Origin of the sequence: Rhodococcus sp. ACPA4 (assembly GCF_002300185.1) — a bacterium.
GTDB classification, from domain to species: Bacteria; Actinomycetota; Actinomycetes; order Mycobacteriales; family Mycobacteriaceae; genus Rhodococcus_F; species Rhodococcus_F globerula.
The window spans coordinates 1355213-1375806 of the sequence record NZ_NSDY01000001.1; the positions used below are offsets into that span (position 1 = coordinate 1355213).

The window sequence follows — 20594 nt, forward strand, 5'->3', positions numbered from 1 at the left end:
AGTGCGGAACGGATTTTCACAGGCCTACAGGCTGGCCCGTCACAAGCCCTGATCGAGAGCGCGTGTGCTGACGAACCGGCGAGTGTGGCCGGTGATCGGGTCGGGGTATTCCAGTGCCCGGGCGAGGAGTCGCAACGGTGTGGAGAAGTCACCGGGTATCGCCGGACGGTAGTTCGGGTAGTAGTTGTCACCGAGGATGGGTATGCCCATCGAGTTCAGGTGCAGTCGTAGTTGGTGGGTGCGCCCGGTTTTCGGGAACAGCCGGTATCGACCGAGCGTGCTACCAGCAGAATCAGTGAGTAGCTCGACCAACTCGACTCGGGTTTCACTGTTCGGTTCGCCCTCGACTTCGGTGGCGGTCATCTCCCCGTGCACCTTGTTGATCCGGCTACGGACGATGCGTGGAAACGTCAATTCCGGATCGAATCCCGCTATAGCTTCGTACTCCTTGACGATCTTCTGCTCCGCGAAGAGTTCCTGATAAGGCCGTCGCAGGTCCGGAGTCACGGTAAACACGATGACACCGGCGGTCATGCGGTCCAGTCGATGTACCGGCGCCAGATCAGGGAGATGAAGGTCACGACGTAGACGGACGACCGCGCTTTCGACGATGTGCGCGCCGCGCGGGATGGTCGCGAGGAAGTGCGGTTTGTCGATGACCAGGATCTGCTCGTCGCGGTACAGGATCTCGATCTCGTGCGGGACCGGGATTTCGGGTGGTGGTTCGCGGTAGAAGTAGACGAAGCGGGTGGGCTGATACGGAGTCTCGCTCGAAATGATCCGCCCGTGCTCGTCGACGACGTCACCAGCAGCGACGAGGGCGTTCCACAGCTCGTGCTCGCCGGGAAACTCACCGACCAGAAACTCGAGGACGGTACGCGCGTCGGACGTCCGGGGCATCCGCAACCGATCCGGCCCGAGCCCGTCTCGGATCGGCAGCGGAGCCTTTGGCACGCCTCTAGACCTGTTCGAGATCGGGTGAGCAACTCTCGCACAGCAATTCGAGGGTGCGTCCGTCGCCGTCGATTCTGTTGCGGAAACGTGGCGTCGGCGTTCCACAGTCGACACACACACCGAGAACCTTTGCCTCGGGCGAGAATTCGATGTTCATCCGCTTGTCGAAGACGTACAACGATCCGTCCCACAGGCCCTTGTCGCCGAACGTCTCGCCGTAACGCACGATCCCGCCGTCGAGTTGGTACACCTCACCGAAACCGCGTGAGCGCATCAACGACGACAACACTTCGCAGCGCACTCCACCAGTGCAATAGGTGACCACTGCCTTGTCCTTGAGGTGGTCGTACTTGCCGCTGTCGAGTTCGCTGACAAAATCCCGTGTTGTTGTCACGTCCGGAACAACGGCGTCGCGGAAGCGTCCGATTTCGGCCTCGAAGGCATTACGGCCGTCGAAGAAGACAACGTCGTCACCGCGGTTGTCGACCAGTTCGTGCAGTTCCTTCGGCGCCAGGTGGACGCCGCCGCCCACCACACCTTTGGCATCGACCTCGAGTTCGTCGGGCGCACCGAAAGTCACGATTTCGCTGCGCACCTTGACGGACAGGCGCGGGAAATCGTTGCCGAGTCCGTCCGACCACTTGATGTCGGCCATGCGGAACGGTTCGTACCCGCGGGTGCCGCGGACGTATCGCTTGACGTCCTCGATATCGCCGCCCACCGTCGCGTTGATTCCGTGTTGCGAGATCAGGATTCGGCCGGTCAGATTGTTCGACTCGGCGAGGCTGTGCTGCCACAACCTGATCGCTTCGGGATCGGCCAACGGCGTGAACTGGTAGAACAGAACAATTTTCGGAATGGACACTTTTGCTACACCAGCCTAACGTGCCGCACGCGCATGAACGTCGTGGAGATCATGAATCGACAAGTCCGTCAACGACTCCCGGAAGATACGTCCCGGCCCCGCCGGAACATCGACTTCACAGGGAACAACAAGCACGCCGCAGCCCGCAGCGGTGGCCGCAGCCGTGCCTGTCGGCGAATCCTCGATCGCCAGACACTGTGACGGTTCCAAACCGAGAAGCGCAGCACCCCTCAGATACGGATCCGCGGCAGGCTTGCCGTTGGCTACCTCGTCGCCGCAGACGCTGTGGTCGAAGAACTCTCGTCCGAGCATCCCGAGTGCGCGATCGACCAGTACCCGCTCGGTATTGGTGACCAGAGCCGAGAGAAGTCCCCCGTCGCGAACAATCGCCAGTGCATCCTGCGCGCCGGGACGCCAGGTCACACCGTCCTCGAACAGATCGCCGACGCGGGCGTACATCCAGTCCTTGGCCTCGGCGACTGCCTCCGGGTGCTGCTCGAGCCCCAGCGAATCGAACACCGTTGCCAGGGCAAACGGGCTCGACGCGCCGATGACGGCAACGCGCGTCGCCTCCGTCATCGGCCCGCCCAGGCGTAGCGACAGCTCACGCAGCGCAACGTCCCACAACTTCTCCGAATCGAGCAAGGTGCCGTCCATGTCCCACAGGACACCACCAAGCGTCGTCTCGGATACCTCGGTCAACAACTCAGACATTGAAGTACTTGGCTTCCGGGTGGTGCAGGACAAATGCGTCGGTGGACTGTTCCGGATGCAACTGCAGTTCCTCCGAGAGGTGAACGCCGATGCGCTCCGGCTCGAGCAACGCGACCAACTTGGCGCGGTCCTCGAGATCCGGGCAGGCCCCGTATCCGAAGGAGTAACGCGCGCCGCGGTATTCGAGGTCGAAGTAGCCGGACACGTCGGTGGGATCCTGCTCGGCAACCGAATGACCGCCAGGCAGAACCAGTTCTTCACGGACCCGGCGATGCCAGTACTCGGCAAGTGATTCCGTCAGCTGAACACCGATGCCGTGAACTTCGAGGTAGTCACGGTACGAATTCGACGCGAACAGCTCGTTGGCGAAGTCCGCGATCGGCTGCCCCATGGTGACCAATTGGAACGGGAGAACGTCCACCTGACCGGTCGCTTCTGCTTCCTTACGCGAGCGCACGAAGTCCGCGATGCACAGGAAACGGTCCCGGTGCTGACGCGGGTAGGTGAACCGGAATCGTTCCGGCGCATCCGGTTTCGGCTCGGTGAGCACGATGACGTCGTCACCCTCGGACACCGCCGGGAAGTAGCCGTAGACCACGGCGGCGTGCGCGAGAATGCCCTCGGCCGTCAACCGGTCCAGCCAGTACCGCAGTCGCGGCTTGCCTTCGGTTTCGACCAACTCTTCGTACGTCGGACCGTCGCCCTTACGCTGACCACGAAGTCCCCACTGCCCCAGGAACAGTGCGCGCTCGTCGAGCAGACCGGCGTACTCGGACAGTGCCACGCCCTTGACGATGCGGCTGCCCCAGAACGGGGGGGTCGGAACAGGGATGTCGACTGCAACATCGGACCGTTCCGGCAGAACGACGGGAGCTGCTTCGGCCTTACGCTTTTCGGCGATCCGCTTGGAACGCTCATGACGAGCCTTCCGCTCGGCAACCTTCTCACGCGCGGCGATCGCCTCAGGGCTGTCCGGCGCGGGTCCGCCGCCACGCTTTTCGGTCATGATCTGATCCATCAGATTCAGACCCTCGAAAGCGTCGCGTGCGTAACTCACGGTTCCGTCGTACACCTCTTGAAGGTCGTTCTCGACGTACGAACGCGTCAGCGCCGCACCGCCCAGCAACACCGGGAACTGTTCCGAGACACCGCGAGAGTTCAGTTCCTTGAGGTTGTCCTTCATGACCACTGTCGACTTCACGAGCAGTCCGGACATGCCGATGACATCGGCCTTGTGCTCGATCGCAGCATCGAGAATGGTCGCGATGGGCTGCTTGATGCCGAGGTTCACGACGTCGTAACCGTTGTTACTCAAGATGATGTCGACAAGGTTCTTGCCGATATCGTGGACGTCGCCCTTGACCGTCGCAATGACGAGGCGACCCTTGCCGTCGTCGTCCGTCGCTTCCATGTGCGGCTCGAGGAACGCAACTGCTGCCTTCATGACCTCAGCGGACTGCAGAACGAACGGCAACTGCATCTGTCCGGAACCGAACAGCTCACCGACGGTCTTCATGCCCGAAAGCAGTGTCTCGTTGATGATTTCGATCGGGGACTTGACCGTCATCGCTTCGGTGAGATCGTCGTCGAGGCCGTTGCGCTCGCCGTCGACGATGCGACGCTCGAGGCGATCGAACAGTGGCAGACCGGCAAGTTCCTGAGCGCGTGACTCACGGGCAGACGCTGCCGAGACACCCTCGAACAGTTCCATCAACTTCTGCAGGGGGTCGTACCCTTCGCTGCGACGGTCGTAAACCAGGTCGAGTGCGGTCACACGCTGTTCTTCCGGGATCCGTGCCATCGGCAGGATCTTGGAGGCGTGCACGATCGCGGTGTCGAGGCCGGCCTCGGTGCATTCGTGCAGGAACACCGAGTTGAGCACCTGCCGAGCGGCGGGGTTCAAGCCGAAGGAAATGTTGGAAATACCCAGTGTGAAGTGCAGTTCCGGGTAAGCGGCCTTGAGCTGACGGATCGCTTCGATGGTCTCGATGCCGTCGCGGCGCACTTCTTCCTGACCGGTGGAGATCGGGAAGGTGAGAGCGTCGACGATGATGTCGGACTCGGCGAGACCCCAGTTGCCTGTGATGTCCTCGATCAGGCGCTTGGCGATCGCGACCTTGGTCTCGGCCGTGCGCGCCTGGCCCTCCTCGTCGATGGTCAACGCGACAACGGCAGCGCCGTGCTCCTTGACCAACGTCATGATCTTGTGGAAACGAGACTCGGGACCGGCGCCGTCCTCGTAGTTGACGGAGTTGACGGCACAACGTCCACCGAGGTGCTCGAGTCCGGCCTGCAGAACCGCAGGTTCGGTGGAGTCGAGCATGATCGGCAGCGTCGACGCCGTTGCCAACCGGCTGGCGAGTGCGGACATGTCGGCAGCGCCGTCGCGGCCCACGTAGTCGACGTTGAGGTCGAGCATGTGCGCGCCGTCGCGAGTCTGATCCTTCGCGATGTCCAGGCACTTCTGGTAATCCTCGGACAGCATTGCTTCACGGAATGCCTTGGAGCCGTTGGAGTTCGTGCGCTCGCCGATCATCAGGATGCTGGCGTCCTGTTCGAACGGGACAGCCGAGTACAACGACGACGTGCTGGCCTCGTGAATCGGGGTGCGCTGCGCCTTCTCCACGAGGCGAACCGCGTCGGCAACTGCCCTGATGTGGTCGGGGGTGGTTCCGCAGCAGCCACCCACCATGCCGAGACCGAATTCGGAGACGAATCCGCTGAGGGCTTCGGCCAATTCGTCTGCGGTCAGCGGGTACTCGGCACCATTGGGGCCGAGCTGCGGCAAGCCGGCGTTCGGCATGACGGAGACCGGCAGCGTCGAGTACTTGGACAGATGGCGAAGGTGCTCGCTCATCTCTGCCGGACCGGTTGCGCAGTTGAGTCCGATCATGTCGATGCCGAGCGGCTCGAGTGCCGTCAACGCGGCCCCGATCTCGCTGCCGAGAAGCATGGTTCCGGTGGTCTCGACCGTCACGTGCGTGATGATCGGAATCCGCAAGCCCAACTGCTCCATCGCCCGCTGGCTGCCGAGAATCGCAGCCTTGACCTGAAGGAGGTCCTGGCAGGTCTCGACGAGGATGGCGTCGGCGCCGCCTTCGATCATGCCGAGGGCGGATTCGGTGTACGCGTCCCGCAGGATCGCAAACGGGGCGTGGCCCAGGCTGGGCAGCTTGGTTCCCGGGCCCATCGAGCCGAGAACAAAGCGGGCCATACCGTCGCGGCCTGGCCCCATCTCGTCAGCTACCTCACGAGCGAGGGCAGTGCCCTTCTCGGAAAGCTCACGGATTCGATGCGAGATGTCGTAGTCGGCGAGGTTGGGCAGGTTGCACCCGAAAGTGTTGGTCTCGACAGCATCGGCACCGGCGGCAAAGTACGCGCGGTGGATGTCTTTGAGCACGTCGGGGCGGGTGTCGTTGAGGATCTCATTGCACCCCTCGAGTCCGAGGAAATCATCTAGTGTGAGGTCCGCGGCCTGCAACATGGTGCCCATCGCTCCGTCGCCGATGACAACGCGCTGATTCAACGCATCAAGCAGGGCAGAGTTAAATGGGGCAGACATGCCGTCCAGAGTAGTGGGCGCTCTCCGATGCTCTGGCCGTAGGCTGGGTGGGTGAGTCCAAGTGAGTTCCCCGTCACTCCCGACGGCCCGGTCGATTTCGATGATTCCGCGGCCTTCGAGAGCCCTGATCGCCCCCAGGGCGATATCCCCGTGCTCCGCGATCCCATTCTCGTGGCAGCCTTCGAAGGCTGGAACGACGCAGGTGACGCCGCCAGCGGCGCCGTCGAGCACCTCGAACTGATCTGGGATGCCCAACCGCTCGCGGAACTCGATTCGGAGGACTACTACGACTATCAGGTCAACCGCCCGACCGTACGGCAGGTCGACGGCGTCACCCGAGAAATCGTGTGGCCTGCCACACGTTTGTCCGTCTGCTCACCGCCTGGCAGCGAGAGCGACATCGTTCTGCTTCACGGTATCGAGCCGAACATGCGTTGGCGCAGCTTCTGCGAGGATCTCCTCGAGCTGATCGACCAACTGAACGTCAAGACGGTGGTCATCCTCGGAGCACTTCTCGCAGACACCCCGCACACCCGTCCGGTACCGGTGACCGGAACCGCATACAGCAGCGAATCCGCAGCTCGATTCAACCTCGAGCAGACTCGCTACGAAGGCCCCACCGGTATCACCGGAGTTCTTCAGGACGAGTGCGTCCGGGCCGGCGTACCAGCCATCTCGTTCTGGGCAGCGGTGCCGCACTACGTGTCTCAGCCGCCCAACCCCAAAGCCACGGTGGCACTGCTGCAGCGCGTCGAAGACGTTCTCGACATCGAGGTTCCCCTGGGCGAACTCCCCTCTCAATCCGAGGACTGGGAAGAAGCGGTCAACGAAATGACTGCAGACGACGAGGAGATCGGCGAATACGTACGGACTTTGGAAGAGCGCGGCGACGCTGAGACAGACATCACAGAAGCAATCGCCAAGATCGACGGCGATGCGATCGCTGCCGAATTCGAGCGTTACCTGCGGCGGCGAGGCCCCGGTAGCTTCGGGCTGTGAGCAACACTTCTCCCGACGAAAACACGCACAACCCCAGACCGCTTCGCCTTCGCCTCCAGTTGATCGCGCTGTACGCCGGCGGGTTTCTCGGCCCGTTCGGCGGCGGCGTGGTGGCGTCCGTTCTCCCCGAGATCGGCGACGACCTGGGGGTCGGGGCGTCCGCGGCCGCGTCGTCGCTCACTGCGTACCTTCTGCCTTTTGCGGCATTGATGTTGGTGTCGGGAACTCTCGGCTCCCGGTGGGGCAAAGTGCGCACCGTCCGCATCGCGTATGGCGTGTACGTGGTCGCGTCGTTGGCATGTTTCCTGGCTCCGACGCTGGACATCTTCCTTGCAGCTCGGGTCCTGCAAGGTAGCGCCAATGCCTTCACAACTCCCCTCTTGCTTGCATCATTGGCAGCAGCGACGCCACAGGCCCGACTCGGCCGCGCGCTGGGCGCCTTCGGTGCGTTTCAGGCCGCCGGCCAGTCGTCCGCTCCCCTGATCGGCGGCCTCGCAGCCGAATTCGATTGGCGCCTCGCATTTCTCGTCATCGCGGTTGTAGCTGGAGTTCTGGGCGCCGTCGGGTTACCCAAAACCACGGCGCCTCCGTCTGCCGCGCCCGCCAGACTCCGTGACGCACTGCGTCCGGAAGTGCTGCGGATCGGCGTTGCCGCCCTCCTTGGTTGGGGCGCACTCGGCGGTCTGAGCTTCCTCCTGGCATTCCGGTTCGAGGACGAGTTCGGTCTCTCGCCCACAGCCCGCGGTCTGATGCTGACGCTGTTCGGTTTGGCCGGCATTATCGCCGCCCGACGAGCGGGAATCCTGATCGACCGCATCGGCGCCCGGAAGGCAGTGACCATCGGCGCAATCAGCGGCGCTGTACTCGTTGCAGTCGTAGGACTCGCGTCCGCTATCCCGGCGATTGCGATCGCCTGGTTTATTGCCGGTGTGTCCAGCCAGTTCGTACTCGTCGGCGTCAACGCGGCGGTGCTCGGCTCGCAGGGTCCGAATCGCGGCGGCGCGGTATCCGTCGTCCAGGCAATGCGCTTCGGCGGCGCGGCACTCGCTCCCCTCGCTCTCACTCCGATCTACGACGCCTCGTCCATCGCAAGTTTCCTGATACCCGCCGCTCTACTTGCTGTTGTGGCTCCGCTGATCATGCCTCGGCAGAAACCGTCGAATACCGCGGAGGCTTAGCCCCCTCCGTCGATGATTTTCTGATCCTTTGGGTTGCTGAAGTGCGGCGACTTGGTGAATTGAGCTCGTTGGTTCGGATAGAACTGACGACAAATATTCGGTAAATTTGGTGTTTCCGTCAGCGACAGATATTGATACAATGGAACAATGAGCGAATCCGAGTCGGAACCAGAGCGCCCCATCGACATTTTTCGGCGATCCGTCGCGATCATCGAAGAAAATCTGCCCGCCACCTGGTCACTGTCGACGCAACGCTCCCCCGATCTGTCCGAAGCACCCATTCGCCTCGACCTGCGCTCCCCTGACGGGTCGGTCGCGAAGTTCGGCGTCTACGCCGCACATGGAGTTCTCAGCAGCGACGTTCCCGGTTTCGCCGACCGCTTCCCCACCGGGCAAACCGGGTTCGTCTGCGCCAAATATCTATCCGAACCGGTGCGCCGCCAACTCGACGCCCATGCACTCTCCTACGCCGATGCGACGGGCAACGTCTCACTCACCGCCGATCGCCCTGCCGTCTGGGTGCGAGGCAGGGGCGCCGACGCCGATCCGTGGCGCGGCCCCGGCCGGCCGTCGGGCCAACTGGCCGGCGATCCGTCGGCGCGGGTCGTGCGGGCGCTCGCAGATTTTGCTCCACCCCTGGCGATCACCGCTCTGGTCCGTTTGGCCGGGGCATCAACGGGCGCAACGTATCGAGTAGTGCAAACCCTCGCGGATCGGGAATTGGTGACCAGACTCCCCCGCGGCGGCATCGCCGACGCCAACTGGCAGAAAATGCTCCGGGAGTGGGCACAGGAATCCATCGCCAAAGCACCCACACCGCACGGCTTTCACGCTCCAGACGGACTTGAAGCGCTCTTCGATCAGCTCCGCCAACTCAGCGGACACATCTATGCGGCAACGGCATCCGTCGCTGCCGCGCCGTTCGCCCGGTATGCGCCCACTCAGCGGGCTCATTTCCACGCCGACAACGTCGACCAATTTGCCGACGCGTTGGGCCTACGGCGCGTCGAGACCGGTGCCGATGTGTGGGTCACCGCTCCCCTGTCGCCGTCGGTGTTCGACCGAATTCTCACCCGCGACGGCATCCGGATCGTGTCTCCGAGTCAGGCCTACGCCGATCTTCTCGTCGGTCCGGATGCCGACGAAGCAGCGGCCGATCACCTGATGGGCTGGATGATCGAGAACGAATCGCAGTGGCGACGCGCCGCCTCCCCAGCCAAGGATCGACCGTAGGGAAATTCGGACGACACTCTCGCCTACGCTGTCATGGTGAATGAAACGCATATCGCGGGCGTAGCGACGGCGTACGCGGATACCCATCGACTGAAATTGTTTTCGTTCACGGTCGCCGAGAAGCGCGCCGAGTACCTGTGGGTACTTCGCGCATTCGACCACGCCCGCGCCAATTACACAGTCCTGCTCCATGCGGGGACGGTCGCTCAGATCCTCGAGAAGATCGGTGGCTCGGATCCCGCCGCTCAGCTGTCGTCGACCGAGATTGCGCCTCTGCTGGACCAGTTGCACGTGTGGGAGATTCTCGAACGCAGCTACGACGGCACACGCGCCGCGTCGTTAGCCGAGTATCGGAACCGCCATTTTGTGTACCAGTTCGGCCAGGCCGGGTATCAGGTGTACCGGTCCGTCGAGGACGTTCTTGCCGCCAGGCTCGACAATTCGTCCCTCTCACGACTGGCGCTGGCGGACCTTCTGGCCGACATGTCGGAATTGGCCGAAGCCAATCGAACGGCAGACGGCGACCTCATCTTCCGCAAACTCAAACGCCTCGACTCGACACTGTCCGACATGGCCGATCGAGCCGCGCACTTCTATCTCACGCTCGGCGATCTGGTTCGGACGACGGAAGTCACGCCGCAGGCATTCCTGAACCACAAGGACGCCCTGCTGACACACATGCGCGAATTCAGCTCCGACCTCGCGCGGTACGCCCCGAAACTCAAGGAAGCCATCGAGCACGTCGAATCGACGGGTGTCGACCGGATGATCCGGCTCGCCGCCGCAAGCGACGAGCGAGTGTTCGTTCCGATCGGCGAACGCGAAGACGACTGGATGGCCCGCTGGCGCGGCTTGACCGCGTGGTTCGTCTCCGCCGAGACCGGAATCAGTGAGTCCGAGCGACTGCGCGAAGGAACGATGAGCGCGATTGCCGCAGTGCTCGCGCTGTTGCGCCGCGTCACCGAAACCCGACGGGGCGGTGTCAGCCGCGAAAGCCAGCTGCGCCATCTCGCCGGGTGGTTTGCCTCCACACCGTCCGAGGACGCGGCTCATGCACTGTTCCAGGCCGTGTTCGACCTCGGTCGCCCGCGCCACCTGTCGATGGTTCACCCAGACGCCGACATTATTTCCCACCACCGATCCTGGTGGGAGGCACCGCCCGTCGAGATCGCCCGCACCCTGGCGGAAACAGGGCGCCCACCGTCGCCCGGCTTGCCCAGCAAGGTCGCCCGCAACGACGGAAGTATCCGACGGCTGCGCGAAGAACAGCTCGCGGCGCAGCGAACCCGCAGTGCCGCAGCACAATCCCTGGCCACCAACGGTGTGTATCAACGTGAGCTCAACGAGCAGGAGACCGAAGTTTTGCTGAGTTTGCTCAATGCCGCACTGACGGCCCGCGTGCCGGTCGTCGGCCGCGTCAAGAGTTCCACCGGTAGCGAGAACGGGGTGAAATTGACGCTGAGCCCGTCGGACGGTTCCACCACCATCACCACCGCGCGTGGCCGGATGCACCTCGACGGCATCGAGGTCAGCGTTCGATGAGAGCTCGCGAGATCACTCCCCTTGCGCTCGATTCGTATCAACGCGCGGCAAGGGTCATCCTGTCGAATCACCTGGTCACCACGTCGTATCCGGATCGGGCGGCGTTGCCACTGCTACGCCGGTGGGCCACCGAACTGCGAGATGACCTCCTCGACCTCTTCGGTTACCGCCTCGAGGTCACCGAGACAACGGCTCGTTTGTTCACGGTCTCCGATCGCCTCAACCCGTCGGCACCCGCCCAGACGGCAACCGAGCGCACGTTCGACCGCACCCGCTATTCGTACCTGGCCCTGTGCCTCGCCGCCTTGGGCCGCGCCGGCAACCAGATCACGTTGTCGGAGTTGGCAGATCACGTGGCCGCCGACGCCGCGCAGGTGGACGGCGTCGAACTGTCCACCGATCGCGGTGCCGATCGCGACGCGTTTGTCGACGCCGTCGGCTGGCTCGGTGTGCGCGGCGCCATCGCACTCGCCGACGGTGACGCCAACGGCTGGGCATCCAATCCCGAAGCGGGAGAAGCGCTCTACGACATCGACCGATCCGTCGTCGTGGCACTGTTCCGCCCACCGCGCGCGCTGCAGCACCTGCATTCCATTCGCGGACTCCTCGCTGCCGAAACATCCCAGGCGGCTGAGGAAGACGGGGTTCCCGTGGACGCCAAGGCAATCGGGCGGCGAGTGCGTCGGGCTCTCGTCGAACGCCCAGTGGTGTTGGCCGGTGAACTCGATCAGCATGAACTGATCGCGTTGGCCCAACCCAAGACCGCGTCCGACGTCGAAATGTTGACCGGACTGGTTGCCGAGCGCCGGGCCGAGGGAATCGCGATGATCGACCCCACCGGGCGCCTGTCTGACGTGCGTTTTCCCAGCACCGGCACGATCGCCCAGGTCGCACTGCTGCTGGCCGGCGAAATCGCCGATCGGATACTCGACGTCGACGCGCCGGAACTGCCGAAACTCCCGCTTCCTCCCGAGTCCGACGACCACCTCATCGAGCAACTCGATGCAGCGATCCCCGAGGCCGGAATCTTCGAGGATCTTGCCGACGAGGATGCCGAACCGGTCGAACCTGCTGCGGAGCCTGCCGATCCCGAGGAACCGGCGACATATCCCCTGATCGACGACACGTGGCTGGCTGACAAGATCACCGAATTGGTGGATCAGTTCGGCCGAACGTTTGCGGCGCAGTGGCAGGCGGACCACAACGGACTGCGTAAACAGTCACTCGGCCTGCTGCAGCGACTGCGCCTGACACACGCGGTACCCGGCGGAGTGCTCGTTCTGCCCGTACTCGCGCGCTACCGCGACGTTGTGGTCAATGTCCGCGAACGCGATCCCCTCATCGACTTTGCGGTCGACAACTCCGCACCCGAGCCCAGTTCCGAATTTTCCGGCAGCACAGAAGAACCAGAGGTAGAAAACGCATGAACAGCGCCCGTTTCCGACCTACCCGGTCCGGCATCATCAACCTCTGGGATTACCGCGACCAGGAATTCTCTTTCGCCGACGGCCGCCTGGTCCTGCGCGGACCCAACGGATCCGGCAAGACCAAGGCACTCGAGGTGCTGTTCCCGTTTGTCTTCGACGGCCGCATCGAACCGCGTCGCCTCAATCCGTTTGCCGGCGAAGAACGCACCATGAAGTCGAACCTGCTCTATCGCGGGCAGGACACCGCACACTCCTATGTGTGGATGGAGTTCTGCCGCGGCTCACTCGACGACCCCGAAGCCGTCACCGTCGGCATCGGCATGCGTGCGAGCCGAACCAACGACAAGGTCACACGCTGGTACTTCGTCGCCGACGGCCGAGTTGGTGTCGACTTCTCGCTGATCGGCGCCGACGATCGCCCGCTGACAAAGAAGCAGTTGGCCGAGCAACTGGGCAGTGACGCGATCACGGACCGTCCCCTCGACTACCGCACCGCCATCGACGCGCGCATGTTCGGCCTCGGCGTGCAGCGTTACGACCAGCTGATCAACCTGATCCTGACGCTGCGCCGTCCGCAGCTAGCGAAGAACCTTGACCCGAAGGGTCTTTCGCAGGCGCTCACCGACGGACTGCGCCCCCTCGACGATCAATTGGTGCTCGAAGCTGCCCGCTCGTTCAGCGACATGGAAGAAGTGGGCCGCGCGCTCGAGGGGCTGGCCGCTGCCGACGGCGCGGCCCAGACTTTCATCGGCGTCTACACCAAGTATCTGCGCCAGCAGTCGCGGGGCGAGATCGAACAGGTCGGGGCCCGCCTGGCCGCGGTCGCCAAAGGTGTTGCCGCCATGGACGAATCGGCTGTTGCCCAGCTGCGGAGCCGAGAAGCGCGCACAGCAGCCGAAGAACGGTTCAATGCCGCCGAACAGGCACTCGATCACGCCCGCGCCAATGTCGAAGCGCTGCAACGCTCGAGCGCGTACGAAGGCAAGCAGCAGCTCGACGACCTCGCGCAGGCCGTCGCAACGCTGAAACTGTCCACCGAGCAGCAGGCCGACAAGTCCCGCAAGGCGCAGGCAACATTGGCGCAGCGCGGCGACGAAGCCGAAAAGGCCACCGCGTCGGTACGCCGCGGTGCCGAAGCACTCTCGCGGGCCGAGGACGAACTGCGCGTCGCCGCCGAAGACGCCGGTATCGTCTGGACACCGCTGCCGGAAGGTTCCCGCAGCGATCAGATCACCGCTGCCGTGCGTGGCCACGCCGAAGAGCGCGACGGAGACGTTCGTGTTGTGCGCGCGGCCCTCGCCACCGTGGAGAAAGCCACCACCGAGCGGACCCGCGCCGAGAATTCGTCGCGTCGTGGCCAAGAACTGCTGGAATCAGCCAAAGCTGCGGTCCTCGAGGGCGAAGCCGCCGTCGAATTGGCTCGCAGTGAATGTGCGACCGGCCTTCGCTCGTGGTGGACCGGGCATTCGGAGCGCTACGCCGCTGCCGGCGCCGATACCTCACTGTTCGAGGCACTGGACGGTGCACTGTCGGCAGTCGGTGACGAAGACGCTCCGACGCTGGCTGCCGTACTCGCCGAACACACCGAGGCCGGAATCGAAGCCTTGCGGGAGCGTCGACGCAGTGCGGAAGCGGAAATCTCAGCCGCCCGCGCCTCCGTCACCGCACTGAAAGCCGAACGCAAGGCCGTCTCCGCCGAGCACGACGATGCTCCGCCCGCATTCCACGCCCGCACCGACAGCCGCAAGGACCTGCCAGGTGCGCCCTTCTGGAGCCTTGTTCGGTTCGCCGAGTCTGTCGAACCCGACGTGGCCACGGGAATCGAATCCGCACTACAAGCGGCAAATATGTTGGACGGCTGGGTAGTGCCCGGCGAGCAACTGCCCGAATTCGTCAGCGAGCAATTCCTCACAGCATTCCCGACAAAGCAGCGGCCCAAGGGACGCACCCTCGCCGATGTTCTCGAGGTCGAGGGCAACTCCGACGTCCCCGACGCACAGGTCAGGGGAATTCTCGCCTCGATCAGCCTGGTCGAGAACGCGGACACCACCACCGCCGCAGTTGCTATCGGCGTCGACGGCCGATTCTGGCAGGGTGTTGTCCACGGACGGCACGTCAAGACCGATGCCGAGTACATCGGCACAACAGCTCGCGCGCGTCGTCGCGCTGCCCGGATCGCCGAAATCGACGTTGCCCTCGACGAACTTGCCACGGCAATCGACACCGGCACAGCACTCGTGGCGCAGACAAACGAGCAGTTGGCTCAACTTGCCGCGGCCGCAAAAGAACTCCCCAAGACCGGCTCGATTCTGCGCGCGCTCAAAGCTGTCGCCGAATCGGCGGGCGCTCTGCGCACACGGTCCGAAGCAACAGACAGCGCGCAGCGTGAACTCGACGCGGCGATAGCGGATCTCGCGGCCAAGGAAAAGCAGTTGCGCGCGACGGCGTCGACGCATCGCACCCCGCACGCCGGCCGGGAACTCGACTCGTTGGCGGCGGCGATCCGTCACTTCGAGAAGCAAGGCGACGTCGCCCTGCGATGCCGACGCGAGTACGCCAAAGAGGTGGAACTCGAACGCGAATCGATCGACCGCCTCGACGAATCACGCACCAACGCCGAGGAATTTGCCGAAGAAGCGGCCATCGCGGAGGAGAGCCTGCTCCAGCAGGTCCAACGCCTGGAAACCCTGCGCGACACCCTCGGCGCGAGTGCCGAGCAAATCGATCTCGACCTCGCCAAGGCGCGCGCCAAGATCGAGGAATGCAAAGTCGACCAACGCGCCGCCCGTAAGGCCTACGACGCGGCCGTACTCCACATCGGCACCGCGGAGGGCGCTTACAACACCGCCGTCGAGACCTTGCGACACACCCTCACCGAAACGCGCAGCGACGCAGAGCAACTCGCGCCGTACGCGCGACCCGATCTGCTCGAGCTGCTCGGCATCACCGAACCGCTGAGCTGGCCTGCCAGTTCCGCAGCGTGGATGAGCCCCGATCAACTCGTCTACCGGATCCAGAACGAGGACCGCACCGACGACGCCCCGCACCCGCCGGTACTGCCCGAAGACGTGGACAAGCTGTACCGGGCACTCGACGCGGCAACCTCGACGGTTCGCGTCACCGACGGTGCGCGCAAGGCAACCCGCACGGCCCTGACGTCCGCGCTGCAGGAATTCGACGCCCAACTCGCTGCCGCCGGCCAGGATTACCGCCTGCAGTGGGACGCACCGGACGGGCTCACCGTCGTCCGCGTGCAGGACGAACAGGGACACTCCTCGATCGGCGAGTTCGCAACCCGCATCCACGAAGCTCGCGGAGATCAGGAGCAGCTGCTCACCGAATCCGAGCGTCGCATTCTCGAAGACGCACTGCTCACCGGACTGGCCCAACAGATCCACGAGCGTACCGTCGACGCCCGCGAACTCATCGCGCAGATGGGCACCGAGATGCGTGAGCGGCACATGTCGTCCGGCAACACCATCGGCGTCCACTGGGTTCTGGCCGACAACCTCGACGACAGCTCCCGCGCCATCTCCAAACTGCTCGATCGAGACGCGTCGGCGCTGGGCGTGGACGAGTTGGCGACACTGCGCGCACATTTTGCGACGCAGATTCGCACTGCCCGGGCGGCACATCCCGAGCGGTCGTACCCGGAAATCCTGTCGTCGGCACTCGACTACCGGCAGTGGCGGTTCTTCTCCTTCACCCTCATCAGCGGCGAAGGCAAGGAAGATCGACTCACCGTCGCTCGGCACAGCGCGCTGTCCGGCGGCGAGCAGTCGGTGTCGCTGCATCTGCCACTCTTCGCGGCAGCGCACGTCATGCTCGATTCGGCCGATCCGCATGCGCCGCGGCTACTTGCACTCGACGAGGCATTTGCCGGCGTCGACGACAACGGTCGAAGCGAGTTGTTGGGATTGAGCGTCCAGTTCGACCTCGACCTCTTCATGACGGGATACGACCTCTGGATCACGTACGCCGACGTCCCCGGGTGCGCACACTACGACCTGGCTCACTCGACGGCCGAGCAAGCCGTCAGCGCCGCGCTACTCGTGTGGTCGAACGGTGAACTGCTCGCCGAACACGACGGAACAGACTTGGCCAGAGCGCTCGGATCTCCGCTGCGCCGTAGGGTGCCCACCCCGGCCGAAGGTGCGCTCGACTACGCCTAGCACTGTGCGCCTCGAGGTCGATGGAATGGGAAGCGCCCGGGTTGGGTACCACCGCACCACCCGCGCTTTTCATCCATGGGCCGAACCTTGCGAGCGGAGACGACATGAAGAAAGCCATCGCGACAATCATGATCGCGGGCGCAGCGTCGATGATGTGCGCCTGCGGAAACGACGACGGTGACCAGAACCAGGGCAGCGGTCACGCCACCGGTCAAGAAACCATGCGAATGCCCGCCGGAACGTCGACGGGCGAGATGAGCGCTGTCGATCAGGGAAAACTCACTGCATTTGTTGTGGCATTTCGCACCCGCTACCCGGATCTTTCACAGGATCGAGACGATGCTGACATCAAAGAGATCGTGCTCGATACGTGCGACGACATCGCCGAGGGTGCCTCGGAGCAACAAGTCAGCGACGAAATCCGCGATCAGGCCGAACATAACGGCGTAGTCCCGACCCAAGCCCAGGTCGACGAGATCTACGACATGGTGACGCCGGCGTGCCCGTGAAAGCACTGTGCGCCTTTGTTAACCGCCCGCGGTTGACAAAGGCGCACAGCTAATACATCAGCGCAGCGAAATCCCCAACAGCGCGTCAACGGCATCGGTGAACTCGCCCGGTGCCTGTGCGTCGGATCCGCCACCTTCGAGTGCACGACGCGCCCAACCGTCGAGGGCGTCAAGAGCCTTCGGGGTGTCGAGGTCGTCGGCGAGATGCTGACGCAACCGTGCAACTGTGTCGGTGACGGACGCAGCCGAACTCAGGGCAGCGGCAGCACGCCACACCTTCAGACGATCCTGCGCGTCCTCGAGGACCTGTTCGGTCCACGCCCGGTCCTGGCGGTAATGGCCGGACAGCAATCCGAGACGGATCGCTGCGGGGTCGACCCCTTCGCCACGAAGCTTCGAGACGAACACGAGGTTGCCGCGACTCTTGGACATCTTCTCGCCGTCCAGACCGATCATGCCGGTGTGAACGTAGTGACGCGCGAAACGACGGTCACCCGTGGCACATTCGGCGTGCGCTGCCGAGAACTCGTGGTGCGGGAAGATGAGGTCGCTGCCGCCGCCCTGGAGGTCGAAACCGGAGCCGATGCGGTTGAGTGCAATGGCCGCGCACTCGATGTGCCACCCGGGGCGGCCCGGTCCGAACGGTGACGGCCAGGACGGCTCACCCGGGCGCACAGCCCGCCACACCAGTGCGTCGAGCGGATTGCGCTTGCCGGCGCGATCCGGATCGCCGCCGCGCTCGGCGAAGAACTTCTCCATGGTCTCGCGGTCGTAGCCGGACTCGTAACCGAACTGTTCGGTGGCGTCGGCCCGGAAGTAGACGTCGGGGAACTCGGCGTCGTCGACGATGTAGGCCGCGCCGGATGCGACGAACTTCTCGACGAGTTCGACAACTTCGTTGATCGATTCGACAGCGCCGATGTAGTCCTTGGGAGGAAGCACGCGCAGCGCCTCCATGTCTTCCCGGAAGAGCGCCGTCTCGCGCATTCCGAGAACAACCCAGTCTTCACCGTCGCGGTTGGCGCGTTCGAAGAGCGGGTCGTCCACGTCGGTCACGTTCTGGACGTAGTGAACGTCGTGTCCGGCGTCGCGCCAGATACGGTTCACGAGGTCGAAGGTGAGGTACGTGGCGGCGTGCCCGAGGTGGGTCGCGTCGTACGGTGTGATGCCACAGACGTACATCGTGGCGGTCTTCCCGGGGGTGACTGGACGAACCTGACGGTCGGCCGTGTCGTACAGCCGCAACGGCGGCCCCTGACCGGGTACGGACGGGAGTGCGGTATCGGACCAAGACTGCATACTGGCGAGCCTAGTGGAGACTGGTCGAGGGCTCGGAAGGTGCTGGCTGATCCGGTGTCGGTTCCGGCGTGGACGCCAGCTTGCTCGGCCACCAGATCTTCTGCCCGATGTCGTACGTCAACGCCGGGACCAGCAGTGATCGGACAATCAACGCGTCGAGCAGCACACCGAACGCAACGATGAAGGCAATCTGCGCGAGGAACAACAGCGGAATCACAGCCAACGCCGAGAAGGTTGCTGCCAGAACAACTCCGGCTGAGGTGATGACGCCGCCGGTGACGGTCAGTCCCCGGAGCGCGCCTGCCCGTGTACCGATCTTCTGTGCCTCCTCCCGAACCCGGGTCATCAGGAAGATGTTGTAATCGATCCCGAGTGCGACGAGGAACACGAACGCGAACAACGGCACCACCGGATCTGCGCCGGGGAATCCGAAGACATGCTCGAATACGAGCGACGAAATACCCAGTGTCGCAGCAAAAGAGAGCACTACGGTGCCCATGAGCAGCAGCGGCGCAAGGAGTGATCGAAGCAACAGCGCAAGGATCGCGAAGACCACGAGCACTACCACCGGGATGATCAGCGTGCGGTCGCGCGTCGACGTGGTCTTTGTGTCGAGATCCGTTGCGGTGACACCACCGACCAAGGCGTTGGCACCCTCGACGGAGTGGACTGAATCACGTAGTCGCACAATCGTGTTTTCGGCCTCGATCGAATCAGCGGCATCGGTCAGCGTCGCCTCGAGCGAGACACGGCCGTCGACGACAAGCGGTGCTCCCCCGTTCTGAACAACAGTGATGTCACTGACGCCGTCGACTCGGCTTGCCGCGACAACGGCATCCATCTGGTCTGCATCAGCGATCACAATCGCCGGGGAACCTGATCCGGCGTCGAAATGCTCGCCGAGAATCTCCTGACCCGCAACCGAGTCGACCTCGAGCAGAAAGACGTCAGACGACGCCACTCCGCTGGCCTTGAACTGCGGCATCATCAGCGCGAAGATCACCAGCACCAGCGTCGACGCCACCCAGAAACGACGCGGATGCCGCCCGATGCGAGCGGCAAGTCCGGCCCAGAAACGGTGATCGTCTGCCTCGTCGTGGTGGGCGACGTCGGCGTCGAATTTCGGCTTGGTCGGCCAGTACGCGGTACGGCCGAACAATACGAGAATGGCAGGCAGGAACGTCATCGATGCGAGGAACGATGCGGCGATACCGATGGCCGCGACGGGTCCCAATCCGCGGTTCGAGTTCAGATCCGACAACAGCAGGCACAGAACGCCCGCGATCACGGTACCGGCTGACGCTGCGACGGGTTCCAGCGTGGCACGCCACGCCACCCGCATCGCCGAGTATTTGTCCTGCTCGATGCGCAGTTCCTCGCGATAGCGTGAGACCAGAAGCAGCGCATAGTCTGTCGCGGCGCCGAACACCAGGATGAACAAAATGCCCTGGCTCTGACCGTTCAACGCGATGACGTCGGCGTCGGCCAGCGCGTACACCAACAGACTCGACAAGCCGAGCGCAAAGACCGCCGAGAAAATGACAACGAACGGCAGGATGGGACTGCGATACACCACGATCAAGATCAGAATCACCACTGATCCGGCCACCAGCAACAAGAGACCGTCGATGCCCGCAAAAGCGGCGGACAAGTCGGCGACCTGACCGGCCGGACCGGTCACCAGGACGGTCAGTCCCTCCGGCGCGGATTCGAGCGCGGCACGCAGTTCCTTCACCGAGGTCTTGACCTCGACTGTGCTGTCGATCGGGAGGAACAGCTGCAACGCCTGACCGTCCGCCGACGGAATCGCGGGCGAGCTCGCGTCACCGAATCCTTCGGTTCCGACAAACTCTGCGACCGTGTCCGTCAGGAAGGCACTGTCGCCGCCCTGCAGCCCACCCGAACGTTCTGCGACGATGATCGCCGGAACAAATCGTGTGTCGGTGAAACCTTCCTGGAGCTTGCCGACCTCGGTCGCTTCCGCCGATGCGGGCAGGAAGGACGTGTTGTCGTTCTGCTGCACTGTGCTCAGTTTTCCGGCAAACGGTCCACCGAAGCCGCCGATAGCCAACCAGCCGATTACCAGCAGAGCTGGCACAATCCATCTCAGGCGACGACGCATACTCGTGGGTGTGCTCAC

The 20594-nt window shown here is 63.8% G+C and carries 13 protein-coding genes; 7 read left to right on the top strand and 6 right to left on the bottom strand.

Annotated features, from left to right (window positions below):
- Nucleotides 1–39: 39 nt before the first annotated feature.
- From CJ178_RS06175 to metH, 4 genes are read right to left on the bottom strand one after another with little or no spacing between them, the layout of a single operon-like run.
- Nucleotides 40–900 (bottom strand): pseudouridine synthase, encoded by an 861-nt coding sequence (locus CJ178_RS06175; RefSeq protein WP_373557471.1) that lies wholly within the window; start codon nt 898–900, stop codon nt 40–42.
- 58 nt (nt 901–958) lie between these two features.
- Nucleotides 959–1819: an oxygen-dependent tRNA uridine(34) hydroxylase TrhO gene (trhO, locus tag CJ178_RS06180; RefSeq protein ID WP_045067834.1), complete on the bottom strand. Its 861-nt coding sequence runs from the start codon at nt 1817–1819 to the stop codon at nt 959–961.
- 15 nt (nt 1820–1834) lie between these two features.
- Nucleotides 1835–2533: an HAD family hydrolase gene (locus CJ178_RS06185; protein WP_045067835.1), complete on the bottom strand. Its 699-nt coding sequence runs from the start codon at nt 2531–2533 to the stop codon at nt 1835–1837.
- Nucleotides 2526–6095, bottom strand: a complete 3570-nt coding sequence (gene metH / locus CJ178_RS06190; protein ID WP_045067836.1) for a methionine synthase — start codon at nt 6093–6095, stop codon at nt 2526–2528. The genes CJ178_RS06185 and metH overlap by 8 nt, the downstream gene beginning before the upstream one ends.
- A gap of 51 nt (nt 6096–6146) precedes the next feature.
- Between metH and CJ178_RS06195 the strand changes: the two genes are divergently transcribed.
- From CJ178_RS06195 to CJ178_RS06225, 7 genes are all read left to right on the top strand, one after another.
- Nucleotides 6147–7094, top strand: a complete 948-nt coding sequence (locus CJ178_RS06195) for a PAC2 family protein (protein WP_033231939.1) — start codon at nt 6147–6149, stop codon at nt 7092–7094.
- A complete protein-coding gene (locus CJ178_RS06200) occupies nt 7091–8272 on the top strand; it encodes an MFS transporter (protein WP_095886366.1) in 1182 nt (393 codons plus the stop codon). The genes CJ178_RS06195 and CJ178_RS06200 overlap by 4 nt, the downstream gene beginning before the upstream one ends.
- A 147-nt stretch (nt 8273–8419) precedes the next feature.
- The gene (locus CJ178_RS06205; protein WP_095886367.1) at nt 8420–9505 is read left to right on the top strand and encodes a helix-turn-helix domain-containing protein; all 1086 of its coding nucleotides are present in this window, start codon (nt 8420–8422) and stop codon (nt 9503–9505) included.
- A gap of 33 nt (nt 9506–9538) precedes the next feature.
- Nucleotides 9539–11047, top strand: a complete 1509-nt coding sequence (locus CJ178_RS06210; RefSeq protein ID WP_095886368.1) for a TIGR02677 family protein — start codon at nt 9539–9541, stop codon at nt 11045–11047.
- Nucleotides 11044–12474, top strand: a complete 1431-nt coding sequence (locus tag CJ178_RS06215; RefSeq protein ID WP_033231936.1) for a DUF2398 family protein — start codon at nt 11044–11046, stop codon at nt 12472–12474. The genes CJ178_RS06210 and CJ178_RS06215 overlap by 4 nt, the downstream gene beginning before the upstream one ends.
- On the top strand, nt 12471–16646 hold the full coding sequence (locus CJ178_RS06220; RefSeq protein ID WP_095886369.1) for a TIGR02680 family protein: 4176 nt from the start codon (nt 12471–12473) through the stop codon (nt 16644–16646). The genes CJ178_RS06215 and CJ178_RS06220 overlap by 4 nt, the downstream gene beginning before the upstream one ends.
- Nucleotides 16647–16750: 104 nt before the next feature.
- A complete protein-coding gene (locus tag CJ178_RS06225) occupies nt 16751–17155 on the top strand; it encodes a hypothetical protein (protein ID WP_095887865.1) in 405 nt (134 codons plus the stop codon).
- Between the two features lie 57 nt (nt 17156–17212).
- Here CJ178_RS06225 and mshC read toward each other — a convergent pair whose 3' ends face one another.
- Both mshC and CJ178_RS06235 read right to left on the bottom strand, forming a co-directional pair.
- The gene (gene mshC / locus CJ178_RS06230; RefSeq protein ID WP_095886370.1) at nt 17213–18454 is read right to left on the bottom strand and encodes a cysteine--1-D-myo-inosityl 2-amino-2-deoxy-alpha-D-glucopyranoside ligase; all 1242 of its coding nucleotides are present in this window, start codon (nt 18452–18454) and stop codon (nt 17213–17215) included.
- 10 nt (nt 18455–18464) lie between these two features.
- Complete coding sequence (locus CJ178_RS06235) at nt 18465–20576, bottom strand: MMPL family transporter (RefSeq protein WP_095886371.1); 2112 nt, start codon at nt 20574–20576, stop codon at nt 18465–18467.
- Nucleotides 20577–20594: the final 18 nt, after the last annotated feature.

What these genes read in the sequence shown, in the direction of transcription:
- CJ178_RS06175 (WP_373557471.1), bottom strand. Translation starts at nt 900, where the DNA reads ATGCCCCGGACGTCCGACGCGCGTACCGTCCTCGAGTTTCTGGTCGGT.
- CJ178_RS06185 (WP_045067835.1), bottom strand. Translation starts at nt 2,533, where the DNA reads ATGTCTGAGTTGTTGACCGAGGTATCCGAGACGACGCTTGGTGGTGTC.
- metH (WP_045067836.1), bottom strand. Translation starts at nt 6,095, where the DNA reads ATGTCTGCCCCATTTAACTCTGCCCTGCTTGATGCGTTGAATCAGCGC.
- CJ178_RS06205 (WP_095886367.1), top strand. Translation starts at nt 8,420, where the DNA reads ATGAGCGAATCCGAGTCGGAACCAGAGCGCCCCATCGACATTTTTCGG.
- CJ178_RS06210 (WP_095886368.1), top strand. Translation starts at nt 9,539, where the DNA reads ATGGTGAATGAAACGCATATCGCGGGCGTAGCGACGGCGTACGCGGAT.
- CJ178_RS06215 (WP_033231936.1), top strand. Translation starts at nt 11,044, where the DNA reads ATGAGAGCTCGCGAGATCACTCCCCTTGCGCTCGATTCGTATCAACGC.
- CJ178_RS06220 (WP_095886369.1), top strand. Translation starts at nt 12,471, where the DNA reads ATGAACAGCGCCCGTTTCCGACCTACCCGGTCCGGCATCATCAACCTC.
- CJ178_RS06225 (WP_095887865.1), top strand. Translation starts at nt 16,751, where the DNA reads ATGAAGAAAGCCATCGCGACAATCATGATCGCGGGCGCAGCGTCGATG.
- mshC (WP_095886370.1), bottom strand. Translation starts at nt 18,454, where the DNA reads ATGCAGTCTTGGTCCGATACCGCACTCCCGTCCGTACCCGGTCAGGGG.
- CJ178_RS06235 (WP_095886371.1), bottom strand. Translation starts at nt 20,576, where the DNA reads ATGCGTCGTCGCCTGAGATGGATTGTGCCAGCTCTGCTGGTAATCGGC.